This window comes from Halorubrum rarum, from assembly GCF_048380895.1.
In the GTDB taxonomy this organism is placed as follows: domain Archaea; phylum Halobacteriota; class Halobacteria; order Halobacteriales; family Haloferacaceae; genus Halorubrum.
Window position 1 is genome coordinate 1 of record NZ_JBLWMN010000003.1, and the last position, 14,041, is coordinate 14,041.

At 64.6% G+C, this 14,041-nt stretch carries 13 protein-coding genes and 1 pseudogene; 5 read left to right on the plus strand and 9 right to left on the minus strand.

Features of this window, described 5'->3' with window-relative positions:
* Positions 1 to 249, plus strand: a pseudogene (locus ACNSN7_RS03150) (hypothetical protein); the annotation flags it as partial.
* A 336-nt stretch (positions 250 to 585) separates the two neighbouring features.
* Here the strand turns inward: ACNSN7_RS03150 and ACNSN7_RS03155 are convergent.
* The 3 genes from ACNSN7_RS03155 to ACNSN7_RS03165 all read right to left on the minus strand — a co-directional run bounded on the left by ACNSN7_RS03155 (position 586) and on the right by ACNSN7_RS03165 (position 3,516).
* The gene (locus ACNSN7_RS03155) at positions 586 to 1,917 is read right to left on the minus strand and encodes a glycine cleavage T C-terminal barrel domain-containing protein (RefSeq protein WP_418280593.1); all 1,332 of its coding nucleotides are present in this window, start codon (positions 1,915 to 1,917) and stop codon (positions 586 to 588) included.
* Positions 1,918 to 2,072: 155 nt separating this feature from the next.
* Positions 2,073 to 2,468: a DoxX family protein gene (locus tag ACNSN7_RS03160; RefSeq protein WP_418280594.1), complete on the minus strand. Its 396-nt coding sequence runs from the start codon at positions 2,466 to 2,468 to the stop codon at positions 2,073 to 2,075.
* Between the two features lies 1 nt (position 2,469).
* A complete protein-coding gene (locus ACNSN7_RS03165) occupies positions 2,470 to 3,516 on the minus strand; it encodes a WD40/YVTN/BNR-like repeat-containing protein (protein WP_418280596.1) in 1,047 nt (348 codons plus the stop codon).
* 198 nt (positions 3,517 to 3,714) lie between these two features.
* On the opposite strand from ACNSN7_RS03165, the gene ACNSN7_RS03170 reads away from it, so the two are divergent.
* Positions 3,715 to 4,731: a TatD family hydrolase gene (locus ACNSN7_RS03170; RefSeq protein ID WP_418280597.1), complete on the plus strand. Its 1,017-nt coding sequence runs from the start codon at positions 3,715 to 3,717 to the stop codon at positions 4,729 to 4,731.
* A 69-nt stretch (positions 4,732 to 4,800) separates the two neighbouring features.
* Here the strand turns inward: ACNSN7_RS03170 and ACNSN7_RS03175 are convergent, their stop codons facing one another.
* Both ACNSN7_RS03175 and ACNSN7_RS03180 read right to left on the minus strand, forming a co-directional pair.
* Positions 4,801 to 5,685: a fumarylacetoacetate hydrolase family protein gene (locus tag ACNSN7_RS03175; protein ID WP_418280599.1), complete on the minus strand. Its 885-nt coding sequence runs from the start codon at positions 5,683 to 5,685 to the stop codon at positions 4,801 to 4,803.
* Between the two features lie 91 nt (positions 5,686 to 5,776).
* A complete protein-coding gene (locus tag ACNSN7_RS03180; protein ID WP_418280600.1) occupies positions 5,777 to 7,132 on the minus strand; it encodes an amidohydrolase family protein in 1,356 nt (451 codons plus the stop codon).
* A gap of 117 nt (positions 7,133 to 7,249) precedes the next feature.
* On the opposite strand from ACNSN7_RS03180, the gene ACNSN7_RS03185 reads away from it, so the two are divergent.
* A complete protein-coding gene (locus ACNSN7_RS03185) occupies positions 7,250 to 7,861 on the plus strand; it encodes a TetR/AcrR family transcriptional regulator (protein WP_418280602.1) in 612 nt (203 codons plus the stop codon).
* On the opposite strand, the gene ACNSN7_RS03190 is transcribed toward ACNSN7_RS03185, so the two are convergent.
* The 4 genes from ACNSN7_RS03190 to ACNSN7_RS03205 all read right to left on the minus strand — a co-directional run bounded on the left by ACNSN7_RS03190 (position 7,858) and on the right by ACNSN7_RS03205 (position 11,612).
* Entirely contained in the window at positions 7,858 to 8,262 is a 405-nt protein-coding gene (locus ACNSN7_RS03190; protein WP_418280603.1) for a PhlB family protein, read from the minus strand. The two genes, ACNSN7_RS03185 and ACNSN7_RS03190, sit on opposite strands and share 4 nt — an antisense overlap.
* Before the next feature lie 13 nt (positions 8,263 to 8,275).
* Positions 8,276 to 9,427 (minus strand): thiolase C-terminal domain-containing protein, encoded by a 1,152-nt coding sequence (locus tag ACNSN7_RS03195; protein WP_418280605.1) that lies wholly within the window; start codon positions 9,425 to 9,427, stop codon positions 8,276 to 8,278.
* Between the two features lie 5 nt (positions 9,428 to 9,432).
* Positions 9,433 to 10,650: a CaiB/BaiF CoA transferase family protein gene (locus ACNSN7_RS03200; RefSeq protein ID WP_418280607.1), complete on the minus strand. Its 1,218-nt coding sequence runs from the start codon at positions 10,648 to 10,650 to the stop codon at positions 9,433 to 9,435.
* A 197-nt stretch (positions 10,651 to 10,847) separates the two neighbouring features.
* Positions 10,848 to 11,612, minus strand: coding sequence for an IclR family transcriptional regulator (locus tag ACNSN7_RS03205; protein ID WP_418280608.1), 765 nt, complete (start codon positions 11,610 to 11,612; stop codon positions 10,848 to 10,850).
* Between the two features lie 569 nt (positions 11,613 to 12,181).
* Here ACNSN7_RS03205 and ACNSN7_RS03210 point away from each other — a divergent pair.
* Both ACNSN7_RS03210 and ACNSN7_RS03215 read left to right on the plus strand, forming a co-directional pair.
* Positions 12,182 to 13,096, plus strand: coding sequence for a sugar phosphate isomerase/epimerase family protein (locus tag ACNSN7_RS03210; protein WP_418280610.1), 915 nt, complete (start codon positions 12,182 to 12,184; stop codon positions 13,094 to 13,096).
* A gap of 85 nt (positions 13,097 to 13,181) precedes the next feature.
* Positions 13,182 to 13,955 (plus strand): SDR family NAD(P)-dependent oxidoreductase, encoded by a 774-nt coding sequence (locus tag ACNSN7_RS03215; protein WP_418280611.1) that lies wholly within the window; start codon positions 13,182 to 13,184, stop codon positions 13,953 to 13,955.
* The last annotated feature ends 86 nt before the right edge of the window (positions 13,956 to 14,041 follow it).

The window sequence follows — 14,041 nt, forward strand, 5'->3', positions numbered from 1 at the left end:
GCGGTCGCCGAGCGGCTCCGGCGACCGCCCCTGACGAGGCTGGGGAGGCGTGAGGTGCGGGTGCTGTGCTGTGCGGGGTGGGACTCAAAGGGGCAGCCGCGAGTCGTCGCGGCTGGGGCTTTGCAGGTGTTTACCGTCGATCCGAGGAAGACCGCTTATAAGCGAGCGGCTGGGGCTTTGCAGGCGTTCATCGCAGAGTCCTCGATCGCTTATAAACGCCCGCCAGCAACACCCCAATTCGACTTATAAACAACCACGCCACCGATCTGATTCACGTACTCCCGCCATCGATCGCCGCGGTGTCCGTACTGACCGCGATCGGAACCAGCTGTATTCGATAGTGGGTAGAGTCACACCGCGATATTCACGTCTCTCTCGTACTGGACCGGATCCGCATCTGGATCAACACGCAATGTTGGTATGATATATGTTTTCTATCCTCTTTATAAACTCATTTATATAAAAAATTTGTAATACAATAGTATTTGTCTGTTTCGCCGTTCTCGAGCCCGTGTTTCGGACGGCGAACGGATCGACGGATGAAGCGGAGCCTGGGCGGAAGCCACGTCGAAGACGCGTCGTCGATCACTCGTGTTCGATGTCCTCTCGACGCCGGTCCTCCTTGTATGGCGTCCGTGCGACCGTCGCCCGGATCTCCTTTTGGGCGTGCGGTTCGACCGTCGGGCTCGCCGGCTCGCCGCCCTCTCCCCAGAGCACGGTGACCTCCGTGCCGGGTTCGCTGTGTTCGACGTCGATGGTACACAGCGACAGCATCTGACGGAAGTAGTAGCTGTATCCGCGCATCGTCGCCACGCCCACGGGTTCGCCGTCCCGTACCACCGTGTCGGCGATCATCGCCCGCTTCTGCTGGTGAGGCATGTCCATGTACTTGAACGTCTCGCCCGATTCGAACAGCGATCCGTACACGTCCATGACGTCCTCGTCGTGCCACTCCAGCGTGACCAGCGTCCGATCCGGATCGTCGAGCTCCGACTCGATCGCGTCACGACCCGTGAACTCGTGGTCGCCCACGTACCGGCCCCAGCCGAGTTCGACGGGGCTCCGGTACCAGTCGCTGATGTCGTCGCCGTCGAAGCTCCCCTCGACGGGATGGGTGATGAGGTCCCGCGTCGCGGTCTCGCGGAGGTACTCGCGATACTCCGCGAGGTCGTCGCCGAAGATCGCCGAGACGTAGTCTCGGACCCGAGAGGCGATGCCCGCTTCGAGCTGGTTGATCGACGACGTCTTCGCGCTCAGCCGTCGAACGCCGAACTCCTGTCCGCCCTCGTATAACGCCTCCCACACGTCCTCGCCGTACTCGGCCGGCCCCTGCAGTTCGAACCCGAGCTCTCCCGACATTCCGAAGCGGACGGCTCTGACCTCGTTTCCGCCGATGTCGATCGAGTCGAACCGCATGAATCCGACGTCGCGAAGCGAGTGCTCGGCGACCTCGTCGAGCACCTTTAGCGAGTTCGGCCCCTGGATCTGGAAGTTGAAGGTGTCGCGATACTCGCCCGTCGCATCGTACGTGCCGTTCTCGAGGTTGTATCCGGTCCAGTACGCCGGGACGCCGTGGACGACGTACTCCTCGTCGTCGGTGCGGAGGAGCACTCCCTCCGCGATCACCTTCCCGTCGTCGTTACACTGCACGACGTGTTTCCCCTGCCCGATCTCGAAATCCTCCATCGAGTTGATGCTGAGGTCGGCGAGCACGTCGACGGCCTCCGGTCCCTCGACGCGGAGGTTCCCGAGGAACGACCACCGTCCGATGTAGCAGGTCTCCTTCCACGACATCTGCTCTTTGATCCAGTGTGAGTACTGGTTCGGCCGTCGGCCACCGTAGTCCTGTCTTCGGTTCGCGGTTCGCATCCGCGTAACGACATCCGTCTCTTCGGGGATCGAGTTAGACTCGTCCATACTGTGATGACATACCATACTCACTTAATCGTTGTTGAATAGGACGATAGATCGAGACACGATCCGCGATAGAGCGGCGTTTTCGGGGCGATACGAGGACGAACCTGCGGCTGAGAAACGACGGGACCGATAGCATCGAGAAGCGAGCGACGCGGCTACTGCTCGTTCGACGCCTCGTCGAGCAGGAGGATCGCGCCGCCGAGAAGCGCGACGTTCTTCAGGAAGTTGATCTTGTTGGCGTGACGCTCCTTGCCCTCCATCGTCCAGAAGTCGTGGATCGCCGGCGTCGTGCCGAGGAAGAACACGACGAGCGCGCCGGCTGACGCCCGCGGGAACTTCCAGAACAGGACACCGAGGTTCGCGACGAACAGCATGCCCGTGACGAACGGAACGAGCACGTCCGGCATCGGGACGCCCTTCTCCTCGGCGACGGCGACGCGCTTGTCGTTGTTCTGGAAGCCGTCGACGGCCATGTACGCGAGGATCCCGCCGTACAGCAGTCGACCGAGCGCGGACGGCGGGTCGCCGGCCGACGAGTCCGGATCCGACACGTCACACCACCTCGATCCGGCTGACGTTCGCGTCGATGCGGCCCACGGTCTCGTACTCGCCGTCGTCGCTCCGACGCATGATCCGGCCCTCGACGTCGTCACGCTGGTCGGGGACGTCGAACAGTCCGGATCCGCAAACGACGTCGCCGTCGAGGACGTCCCACGTCTCGATGATCTCGTGTGGTTCCCCCGGGAACGAGACGCGTTCGAAGTCGCGTCCGAAGTTGGTCGACTCGAACAGCGCGACCTCGTGGTCGTCGTTGACCCACGCCGGCGGTGCCTCCTCGCCGCCACAGAAGATCACGCGGCCGTCGTGGACGAACACGCGGCGGATGTACGAGAAGTCGCTGCCGCGGTCGAGACGGGTCCAGGACTCCCCGGCGTCCGTCGTCCGGTGGAGTCCCCCCTCCCCGACCGCGTGACCGAGTCCGAGGTTCTCGAGGTCGTGGTCCAGATATCCGGTCGCTGCCAGCCAGACGTCCTCCGAGATCGGGAGGATCTGATGGATGTCGTCGACGATCGTGTCCCGCCGGTCGCTCCACGTCCGACCGCCGTCCCTGCTCACGTGGATCCCACCGGCCTCGACGCCGGCGATCAGGTGGTCCGGGCGGCCCGGAACGGCCTCCAGCGCGCGCAGCCGCGCGTAGTGAGGGTCGATCGGCGACTCCCAGTGTCCCCGGGACGGGATCTCACGGAACCCCTTCAGCTCCGCCCACGTCTCGCCGCCGTCGACGGAGCGGAAGATATACGGGTCGTTCGTTCCGGCGTAGAGCGCCCCGTCCGCCGTCGCGAGGATCGACCACACCTCGCTTTGCCCCGCGTGCCAGAACCGATCGCCGAGCGGAACCGCCAGGTCCGTCCACGTCTCGCCGCCGTCGACGGAGCGATACGCTCCGGTCGAGGACGCGACGAACACGCCGTCCGTGTGATCCCACGACTTGACCGCCGTGACGACCCCACAGTCGAGCACTTCCTCCGGTTCCTCGCGATCGAACGGCACGTCCGCAACTCGGTACAGCCCGTCGTCTGTCCCGATCAACAGTGGCATACTCCGAGTGTGTGATGGATTCACTATAAATCTTTACCAAACCGTAAAGCGCTTAGTCGGCGCGGAGCCAACGATCGGACGACGACCGTCGATCACATGTGTCTCCGTCCGATCGCCGGCGATCCACGCCAACGATCGGGCCCGGCACCGACGAACACAAACCACTACACCGATGACACCATCCCACCCATTACACCGATGACTCCATCCCACCCCACACAGCGCCCGACGGATGCGGCGTATCTCGACGACCGCCAGCCGGATCTCCCGACCGATCTACTCACCCTGCCGTGGATCGACGTGCACAACCACGCACACACGTTGTCGTGGAACGATCGGGAGCGGTACGCCCTCTCGGGCTGCCGATCGATGATCATGGTCGCCTCCGGCTATCACTGGACCCCGTATAAACCCGTTCGGGCGAGCGACGTTCGATTCCTCTGGGACGACGCGATAAACCGCCGGGCCGCGATCGAACGGAACCACTTCTTCGAGGCGAAGATCGGACTCGGGATCAACACGGGCGCTCGGATCGAGAACCCGAACGAGCTGTTGGACGCGATGGACGACTACTGCGCGCTGGACGAGGTGGTCGCGATCGGCGAGACCGGCGTCACTCCGTCACAGCACGTCAGCAGCTGGAACGCGGACCACCAGCAGGCTGTCGTGCAAGCACAGATGGAGATCGCGGCCGACCACGACCTGCCGGTCATCCTGCACACGCCGAACCGGTCCGACGACTCCGAGCGGTCGTATCGCCCGGAGCTCGGGACGCCCGGATACGAGAAGAACGTCGAGCTCGATCAGGACTCGGTGATAGACGGCGAGAATCCCGAGCTCGAGGCGGTCAAGCTGGACGTCGAGGCGATGCGCGATGCCGGCTTGGCCGACGAGCGGGTCGTCGCCTCACACGCCGACGGCAACAACACCGAGTACCTCATGGACGACACCGATTGCTATCTGAGCTACACGATAGGAAACGCGTGGCTGATCGGCGTCAGTATCGCCGACGTCGCCGACGCCATCGATCGATACGGACCGGAGCGGATCATGATCGACACCGACTGTGCGAACGTCCTCAGAACCGATCCGTTCTCGCTCAAGCGGGCGATCTTCGAGCTGTATCGCTACGGGATCGACGAGTCGGCGATCAGAACGGTCGTGTTCGAGAACCCCCGCGACGTCTTCGGGCTCGCGGAACAGCACTCGGGGTGAGGTCGCGGAGCGGTTGTACGTTTCGCAGCGCGGCTGTACACGGTTCCGCGGACGCGACGCCTCGTCCGTCTACTCGTACGCGCAGGTGTTGGTCAGCTCACCGATCTCCTCGATGCCGATCGTCACGGAGTCGCCCGCCTCGAGGAGCGTCGGCGGCTCCCGATACACCCCGACGCCCGGCGGCGTTCCGGTAAAGAGGAGGTCGCCCGGTTCGAGGGTGAACGCCCGACTACAAAAGGAGACGAGCTCGTCGACACCGAAGATCAGGTTCGCCGTCGTCGACTCCTGGAGCCGCTCGCCGTTCACTTCCGTCCAGATGTCGAGGTCGTGTGGGTTCGCCACCTCGTCGGTCGTCACGAGGTCCGGTCCGATCGGCGCGAACGTGTCGAGGCTCTTGCCGCGCACCCACTGCCCGTCTCCGTGCTGGAGATCGCGTGCCGACACGTCGTTGCCGACGAGGAACCCGGCGACGTGATCGAGCGCGTCCTCCGGGTCGACGCGGCGCGTCTCCTCGCCGATGACGGCGACGAGTTCGGCCTCGTAGTCGACCTTCTCCGTGTACTCCGGGTCCCACGTGATCGGCTCTCCCGGGCCGGTGACCGTCGTGGGGAACTTCGAGAACAGGACGGGCTCGTCGGGGATGGGATTGTCTCCCTCCTCCGCGTGGTCACGGTAGTTCAGCCCGACACAGACGATCTTTCCCGGGTCGGTGATCGGTGCGGCCCGCTCGACGTCGTCGTAGTCGTGGACGCCGACGCCCGTCTCCGCGGCGTACTCGACGGCCAGTTCCGCCTTTCGTCGCCACTCCCACTCGTCGAGGAGATCGGTCGTCCGCGGGCCGACGTCGACTCCGGCCGCACTGCCGGCCGTCGAGAGATCGACGACGCCGGCCTCAGTCGATACGCCACACCACGGGTCGTCCGTCGCAGTCGTTTGGTATTGTCCGAGTCGCATGTGTGATGCTATCGCGTGTGTCGTCGTCCCCCACGTACCATAATAACGTCGGTGTTCGGCCGCCCGACCCCACGACGGCGTTCGATCGAGGCTACGGATCCAGCCCGGCCTCGTCGAGCAGACGGCGTCCGGACCGAACGAACCGATCGAACTCCTCGGTGACCTTGGGGTTCGTCAGGTCGCCGTCACGCTTGACGACCTCGCCGTCGACGAGGACCGTGTCGATATGGGACGGATCCGACTGGAACACCACGGTCTGAATCGGGGAGTGGGACGGTGCGGTCATGAAGTCGGTGGCGTCGAGGAGGATCACGTCGGCACGCTTGCCGGGCGTGAGCGTTCCGATCTCGTCGTCCATGTTCAGCGCCTTCGCGCCCTCGATCGTCGCCATCTCGAGGGTGTCGCGCGCGGTGACGCTCACCTCGCCGACCTCCTCGTCGCCTTCGAGGACCGCTTGGTTGTCGAACATCCGCTGGACCTGCAGCCCGATCCGCATCTGGCTGCCCATGTCGCCGCTGATGTCCGAACAGACGTCGACGCCCCACGCCGGGCGTCCGCCGGCATCGAGCACCTTCTCGGTGACGGGGATTCCGTGGCCCATCTGCATCTCGACTTCCGGCGTCGAGGAGAAGGAGACGCCCTGCTCGACCGCGTGGTCGATGTCCTCCTGCGAGAAGTGGTTGGCGTGGGCGACGTTGACGTCGGGGCCGAGCATGTCGTGGATGCAGCCGAATCCCTGATAGTCCTCGCCGTACACCGACGACGGCCACAGCGCGGCACCCATGTGGATCGTCGAGAGCGCCCCCAGCTCCCGGGCCAGTTCCAAGTCGCTGCAGGCGATCTCATCGGTACAGAAATCCGGCCCTCGGAGCCCGATCGCCAGGCTGAGCAGGTCGTCGTCGCGGATCGTCTCGTCGTAGAGCTCGCGGATGTTCTCCTCGGGGAGGCCGACGTCGCTTTCGAACCACCACTTCGCCGCATCGTCACCCGGCGGGCCGTAGGTGTACACCGCACGCAGTCCGGCGTCCTGCAGCGCGTCGACGGCCCGTTCACCGTGTTCGAGCGTGTTGGGGTACGACCAGTCCAGGGCCGTGGTCGTCCCCGTGTAGAGCTTCTCCAGTGCGCCGAAGAGGCCGCCGAGGTACATGTCTTCGGGCCGGTAGAGCCCGGTGATGTTGCCGAGCATGTGTTCGAAGTACTCGCCCATGAGCGACCAGTCCCCGGCGATGCCCCTGACCTGCGTCTGTGCGAGGTGGATGTGCGAGTCGACGAAGCCGGGGAGCACGATGTGGCCCTCCGCGTCGATGACCTCCGCGTTCGACGTCGACAGCCCGTGCCCGACTTCGAGTATCTCCCCGTCCTCGATGAGTACGTCCCCTTCCTCAAGCTCCCCGATGTCCGGATCGAGGGTGACGATCGTACCGTTCTGGATGATCGTTCGTGTCATGTCCGTCCTATGGTTCGAGTAGGAGGTTAAAAATTTACTGCTTGGTAAAACCAAGCACGCCGCGGATCGATCGGCGGTGGAAAAGCGTATTATACTCGTCTCCCCGTGGACACACGTATGAACGGACCTCGCGAAAGCGCCGCCGCCGACACCAAAGAGCGGATCATGGAGGCGACGTTCCGGGCTCTGAGCGAGCACGGATACAAGGACCTCCGCATGCGCGACATCGGCGAGGAGATGGAACTGACGCGACAGGTGATCCACTACCACTTCGACGGGAAGTACGACCTGCTCTCCTCGTTTCTCGAGTACGTCATCGACCAGTACGAGGGAAGCGTCCAGGTGGACGACGACGCCGACCCACGAACCGAACTCGACGCCCGGATCGACCAGTGTCTGTTCGGTCCGGAGTTCGAGGAATTCACGCACTGGGACCGCATGAAGGTGTACCACGAACTGTACACGTACGCACAGAACGACGACGAACACCGGGAGATATTCAACGAGCACTACGATCGCATCCGGGGCAGCGTCGTCGACGTCGTCGAGGACGGAATCGCGCGAGGGGTGTTCCGCGACGTCGACGCCGAACGGATGGGACAGCTCGTTACCGACGTCATCCACGCGGCCCGCGGGCGGCGGATCGCTCTCGGGCACGAGGACGCGCCCGAGCAGGCTCGTCGGTCGCTCGACGAGTTCGTTCTCGACTCGCTACAGACCGACGACTAGCGCCCGGACCGCTCCGTCTCGACCCGCCTCAGTCGCGGGGCAGAATCGTCGTCCCCGTCTCGGAGTCGGTACTCCCCGGCGAACTCGACCGGGTCCCCGGCGACGACGGCGTCGTCAGCCAACTGGGCGATCAGCTGGACGTCGCCGAACCGAGCGATTCCGAGGTGGTTCGGTGACCGGACGTCCGGCGGCGTGGTCTCGACCGTCGTTTTCGCGACGAGCACGCCGCGTTCGAGCTCGTCCGTCGACACCGTCCGACACCCACAGTCGGCACAGCGACTCCGGTCGTAGTACCACCGCGTGTCACAGCGCTCACAGACGAAGGCTCGATCGACCGCGATCGGCCCGTCGCTCGCCTCTCCGTTCGGTTCGTCGCTCGCCTCTCCGTTCGGTTCGTTCATTGGTCTCTCCGATTCAGTCATGGCTCAACACCGTACAGACGCTGTTGTTTCCGAACCCTGCGACGTTGATCGCGAACCCGATCCGTGCATCGGACACCTGTCGATCGTCGGTGAGGTCCCCGCGGAGCTGCCACACCAGCTCGACGATCTGGGAGAGCCCGGTCGCACCGAGCGGATGACCGCGTGCCTTCAACCCTCCGCCCGGATTCACCGGGAGGTCGCCGTCCCGTTCGGTGGCCCCCTCGAGCGTGGCCCGCCACGCGGTTCCGGGCTCGTAGAACCCGAGCTCCTCCAGTTCGAGGAGCTCCAGGATCGTGAACGCGTCGTGGATGCAAGCGACGTCGACGTCGTCGGACGTCAGGTCGGCTCGATCGAACGCCCGTTCGCCGGCGAGTCGGACGCTCTCGATGGCGAGCGGGTCGTCACGGTCCGCGACCGCGTGTGTCCCGGTCGCGCCTCCGATGCCCTCGATGCGGACGCCGTCGTCCCGCGATAACACGAGCGCGCTCGCACCGTCGGTCATCGGACAGCAGTCGTACAGACGGAGCGGCTCGGCGACGACCGGCGAGCCGAGCGCGTCCGCGACGTCGATCTCCGTGCGGAACTGTGCGAACCGATTCGCCGCCGCGTTGTGGTGGTTCTTCACCGCGACCGCCGCGAGCGCCTCGCGCGGCGCGTCGTACCGATCGAGATACGTCGCGGCCGCGAGCCCCGCGAACGACGGCAGCGTCACCCCCTGTACGTACTCGCGGTCGTGGACGAGCCGGCCGATCGCCTCCGTCACGGCCGACGTCTCCGCGACCGACATCCGCTCGACGCCGACGACGAGAGCGACGTCGGACGCGCCGCTCGCGACGGCGTCGACGCCGCGGTGACACGCGCTCGCCCCACTGGCGCTCGTGTTCTCTATCCTGTCGGCTGCGACACCCTCGATCCCGAGTGCCGAGGCCAGCGCGTTCGCGATACCCGTGCGCGTATCGAGCGCCTCCGCGAGCGCGTTGCTGACGTGGAGCGAGGTGACCTGGTCTCGAGACGGTGATCGACCGGACCGCGAGTGATCGGCCAGCGCTCGCTCGGCCGCGGCCGTTGCGAGTTCCATCACCGACCGATCCGACCGGCTCTCGAACCGGGTCATACCGACCCCGGACACGTGGACGTCCGTCATTCCGCTCAGCTCCCGTCGTCGGGATCCCCGAAGACCCCGCTCTCCTCCAGCTCGTCGAGCTCCGCGTCCGAATAGCCGAGATCGCTGAACACCTCCCGGTTGTGTTCGCCGAGGAGCGGCGGCGGGAGATCGAAGCCGCTTTCGGAGCGGTCGAACTTCAACGGGTGTTCGATCACCGGAACGTCGCCGAGTTCCGGATGCTCGATCTCCGTTATCGTGTCGCGTGCATCGATCTGCGGGTTGCTCAGCGCCTCCTCGACGTCGTACACCGGTCCGGCCGGGACGCCGGCGTCCTCGGCGATGATCTCGATCCACTCGTCGGTGGTTTTCTCGCCGAGCGTCGACTCGATCTCGGTTTCCAGTTCCTCCAGGTGTTCGACGCGGTCGGCGTTCCGCTCGAACCGGTCGTCTCGGGGGAGATCGGGCCGATCGATCGCTTCGCACAGCTCTCCCCAGAGCTTCTCGTTGAGGATACACACGTTGAGGAAGCCGTCCGAGGTCTCGTACGTCTGGTACGGTGCCAGCACGGGGTCCTTCGACCCCATCCGTTTCGTCTCGTTGCCGGCGAACACCTGTCCGGCCTGTTTGGTGAGCCACGGAAGCGTCGCCTCGAGCATCCCGAGATCGATGTACTCCCCCTCTCCGGTCCGTTCACGCCGATAGAGTGCTGTCGTGGTACCGAAGGCGGCCCACATCGCCGTGATGAGGTCCGTCATCGGCAGCCCGACCTTCACCGGCTGTCGACCCTCCTCTCCGGTGACGCTCATGATCCCGCTCATCCCCTGGATCAGCAGGTCGTATCCCGAGCGCTCCCGCCACGGCCCCGTCTGTCCGAACGCCGAGATGGCGAGGTAGATCACGTCCTCGTTGTGTTGGGAGATGGTTTCGTACCCGACGTCGAGTCGCTCCGCGGTTCCCGGTCGGAAGTTCTGGATGAACACGTCGGTCTCCTCGACGAGCTCGTATAACGCCTCCTTCGCGTCCGGGTTCTTCAGATCGAGCTCGAGGCTCCGCTTGCCGTAGTTCAGCGTCCAGTAGTACGGTGACTCCCCCTTGATGAACGGCGGTCCGGAGTGCCGGATCGCGTCGCCGTACCCCGGCTGCTCGACCTTGACGACGTCGGCTCCCTGGTTCGCCAACATCGCCGAACAGAACCCGCCAGTGACGAACGTGGAGAGGTCCAGGACGGTGACGCCGTCCAGTATTCGTCCGGTCTCAGTCATGATCGACCCCCGAACCGAATCGCCCGTGTCGTGTGTGCATGTGTCATAGTGTCGTCGACGGTCGTGTGGCTCCGGTTCCGGTCGGCGCGCTCCGAAGTCGACACGCGTTCGTCGTCGTCCGTACCCCGTGTTGGCTTCTTTATTTGGTAAAACTATCGGCGGCGTTCCTCCGAGCGCGGCGTCCCTCCGAGCGACGGCTACGTATGCTCGATGTGGAGTTCCAGTTCGTTGGCGGCGGCGAGCACCGCGTCGGGGAGCTGGTTCTCCAGACGGTCGGTCCGCAGCCGCGTTGCGGGGCCGGACACGCTCAACGCCCCGATCACCTCACCGTTCCGTCCGTTGATGCAGGTTCCGATGGCGTGGACGCCCCCGGTCGACTCCTCGAGGTTCAGCGCGTACCCCCGATCCCGGATCTCGGCGAGGTCCTCGCGGAGCTCGGCCGAGTTCGTGATCGTGTTCGGACCGGTCCCCTCGAACTCGAAGCTGTCGATGAGCGAGTCGCGTTTCGGCTCCGGGAGATGTGCGAGGATCGCCTTCCCGGCAGCGCTCGAGTACAGCGGGCCCCGCCGGCCCATGTACGCGCCGGTCTGAACCCGACTCTCGCCGGTTTCGGTGTACACGTACACGCGATCACGTCCTTCGCGAACGATGAACTGGGACCGCTCACTCGTCTGTTCGGCCAGGTCGTCGACCTTCGATTTGATCATCTGATACGCCGGGATCCGCCGCTGCAGGTGCCCGCCGATCGTGAGGAACTTGAGACTCAGTCCGTACTCCCCGTCGTCCGTGACGACGTATCCGTGATCTCGGAGCGTGAGTAAGTGTCTGTGAACCGTGCTCCGTGTCAGTCCCAGTTCCGTCTCGATCTCCTCGAGTCGAACCGGCCCCCGATCGAACAGCATTTCGATGATCTCGAGGCTCGTCGCGGTCGTTTTCACCGTCGACGCGGGCGTGTTTGCCATGCCGTCTCATTCGGGTGAATATACTTAAATGTCCCGTATATTCGGATCGCGCCATCCGAACGGCACGAGAGGCGGTCTCGAGGGGAGACACCAATCCTTAGCGTCCCGCTTTCTCGGACAACTCTCCGTTCGACGCCCCACGAGCGAACCGTCGACGGATCTCGCTCGGCGGAACGCTCTCCGCCACGTGCGATGACCGAACGGCCTCCGAAGACGGTCCAGAACCGACTCGGGAATCGAGGCATAAGGATATTACAAAAATACGGATGTAATATGTGATCGCTACGGCGATGCGAGGGTCGGTCGGATCCGACGTCGATCGGCGAGAGTGCTGTGCACGTCCGATCGGTGTCCGAGGGCGGATCCCCGAACGCCCCATCCTTGTCCCAAAATATGGGACGGATCGTGAAGCTGACACCGGATGAACACGGATATTGTGGCCTATCTAGGGGGTATTGGGGGTTCCGAAGAGCCGATCTTAATAAGCGGGATATGGTTCCTCCACGGGGACGAGCCATGCGGCTGTTGACGAGCGTAATTTTAAGTAGAGTCGGACGTCAATCGATCGCATGCACCTTGCAGTACAGACGCTTCCGTTCGACGAACCGCTGGAATCGACGCTGACCTTCCTCTCGGAGTTGGGAGTCGAGAGCGTCGACTGGCGGTGCGAACCCGAGGAATACCTGGACGATTCGGATGCGCAGGCGGCGCTCCTCGAGACCGTGGCGAACCACGAGATGGACATCTGCATGCTCGGCGTGACGGGGTACAATCCGCTGCACCCGGTCGCGGAGCGTGCGGACGCGGCCGACGAACGACTGCGGGAGACGATCCGTCTCGCCGATCAGCTCGGGATAGAGACGGTCTCCGCGTTCTCCGGGCTCCCGGGCGGCGGCCCGTCCGATCGAACGCCGAACTGGGTCGCGACCCCGATCCCGCCGGGCGATCAACACGACTTCGTCGAGTACCAGTGGGAGGACGTCGCGATCCCTTATTGGCGCGATATCGGGGAATACGCGGACGACCACGGCGTCGACGTCGCCATCGAGATCCACGTGAACACGCTCGTCAACAGCCCGGCGACGCTTCGGAAACTCCGTGACGCTACCCACGATCGGATCGGTGGATACCTGGATCCCGGCCACCTCTGGCTCCAGGACATCGATCCCGTGGCTTCGATCCGCTATCTCGCGGCGGACGACGCGCTCTTTCACGTCGAGGCGTCCGACGTCAGACGCCACGAGGCGACACAAGCGATCAAGGGAACGTGGGACATGACTCCCCTCGACGACGTCGAGGACCGTCCGTGGGTGTTCTGCCCGGTCGGATACGGTCACGACGAAGGGAGTTGGCGGGACATCGTGAGCACGCTCGATCGCGTCGGATACGACGGCCCCGTCAGCATCCAGCAGCTCAATACGCCGGAGCCGCTTCACGAAGGCGTCCGCAAGTCGGCGGCGCTACTCGATCGGATCATGTTCTGAGTCGGCGAAGGAGAGAGTAACGGCGGCCACCGAGCACGGCGTCGAGCCGGCAAGGTTTATCATACCCCCGCAGCAACTCCGAGCCATGCTTGAGGGAACGACAGCCTTCGTCACCGGCGGGAGCCAGAACATCGGTCGTCGTATCGCGCGGACGCTCGCGGACTACGGCGCGAACGTGGCCGTCGCCGCTCGGAGCGACGGGATCCACGAGACGGTCGATCTGATAGACGATCCCGACCGAGCACTCGCGGTCGACACCGACGTCACGGACGCCGAGTCGGTGGAGTCGTCGATCGCGGAGACGGTCGAGACGTTCGGCGGGCTCGACTGCGTCGTCAACAACGCGGGGGTCCCGGGACCGACCGCGTCCATCGAGGACACGACGCTCGACGGGTGGGAGCAGACGCTGGACGTCAACCTCATGGGACAGATACACACGGTCCGAGCGGCCGCCCCCCATCTCCGGGAGAGCGACCGAGGACGGGTCGTCAACGTCTCTTCGACGGCCGCAAAGGACGTGCTCCCGAATCGCTCGCCGTACAACGTCTCGAAGGGAGCGATCATCGCGCTCACCCGTTCTCTGGCGCTCGATCTCGGTGACGACGGCGTGACGGTCAACACCGTCTGTCCCGGGGCGACGTCGGGAGATCGGATCGACCGATCGATCGAGCAGCAGGCCGAGAACATGGGCGTCTCGTTCGAGGAGGCGAAAGCGCGCCTGTTCACCGGGAGCGCGGCGCTCGGGACGCTCGTCGAGGAACGCGACACTGCCGAGACCGTCGCGTTCCTGCTCAGTGACCGAGCCCGTCACGTCTCGGGACAAGAGATCAACGTCGATGCGGGGTCCTGCTGGGAGTGACCGCGTACGCCACGGGCGCTCGTCTCCGTCCCGTCCGTCTCGATGGCGTCAACCGGCCCGACGAGTCCAACGGTGTGTCAAGGAGA

Coding starts and splice junctions, on each gene's coding strand:
- ACNSN7_RS03155 (WP_418280593.1), bottom strand. CDS start 1,917: ATGGACGAGTCTAACTCGATCCCCGAAGAGACGGATGTCGTTACGCGG.
- ACNSN7_RS03165 (WP_418280596.1), bottom strand. CDS start 3,516: ATGCCACTGTTGATCGGGACAGACGACGGGCTGTACCGAGTTGCGGAC.
- ACNSN7_RS03170 (WP_418280597.1), top strand. CDS start 3,715: ATGACTCCATCCCACCCCACACAGCGCCCGACGGATGCGGCGTATCTC.
- ACNSN7_RS03175 (WP_418280599.1), bottom strand. CDS start 5,685: ATGCGACTCGGACAATACCAAACGACTGCGACGGACGACCCGTGGTGT.
- ACNSN7_RS03180 (WP_418280600.1), bottom strand. CDS start 7,132: ATGACACGAACGATCATCCAGAACGGTACGATCGTCACCCTCGATCCG.
- ACNSN7_RS03185 (WP_418280602.1), top strand. CDS start 7,250: ATGAACGGACCTCGCGAAAGCGCCGCCGCCGACACCAAAGAGCGGATC.
- ACNSN7_RS03190 (WP_418280603.1), bottom strand. CDS start 8,262: ATGAACGAACCGAACGGAGAGGCGAGCGACGAACCGAACGGAGAGGCG.
- ACNSN7_RS03195 (WP_418280605.1), bottom strand. CDS start 9,427: ATGACGGACGTCCACGTGTCCGGGGTCGGTATGACCCGGTTCGAGAGC.
- ACNSN7_RS03200 (WP_418280607.1), bottom strand. CDS start 10,650: ATGACTGAGACCGGACGAATACTGGACGGCGTCACCGTCCTGGACCTC.
- ACNSN7_RS03205 (WP_418280608.1), bottom strand. CDS start 11,612: ATGGCAAACACGCCCGCGTCGACGGTGAAAACGACCGCGACGAGCCTC.
- ACNSN7_RS03210 (WP_418280610.1), top strand. CDS start 12,182: ATGCACCTTGCAGTACAGACGCTTCCGTTCGACGAACCGCTGGAATCG.
- ACNSN7_RS03215 (WP_418280611.1), top strand. CDS start 13,182: ATGCTTGAGGGAACGACAGCCTTCGTCACCGGCGGGAGCCAGAACATC.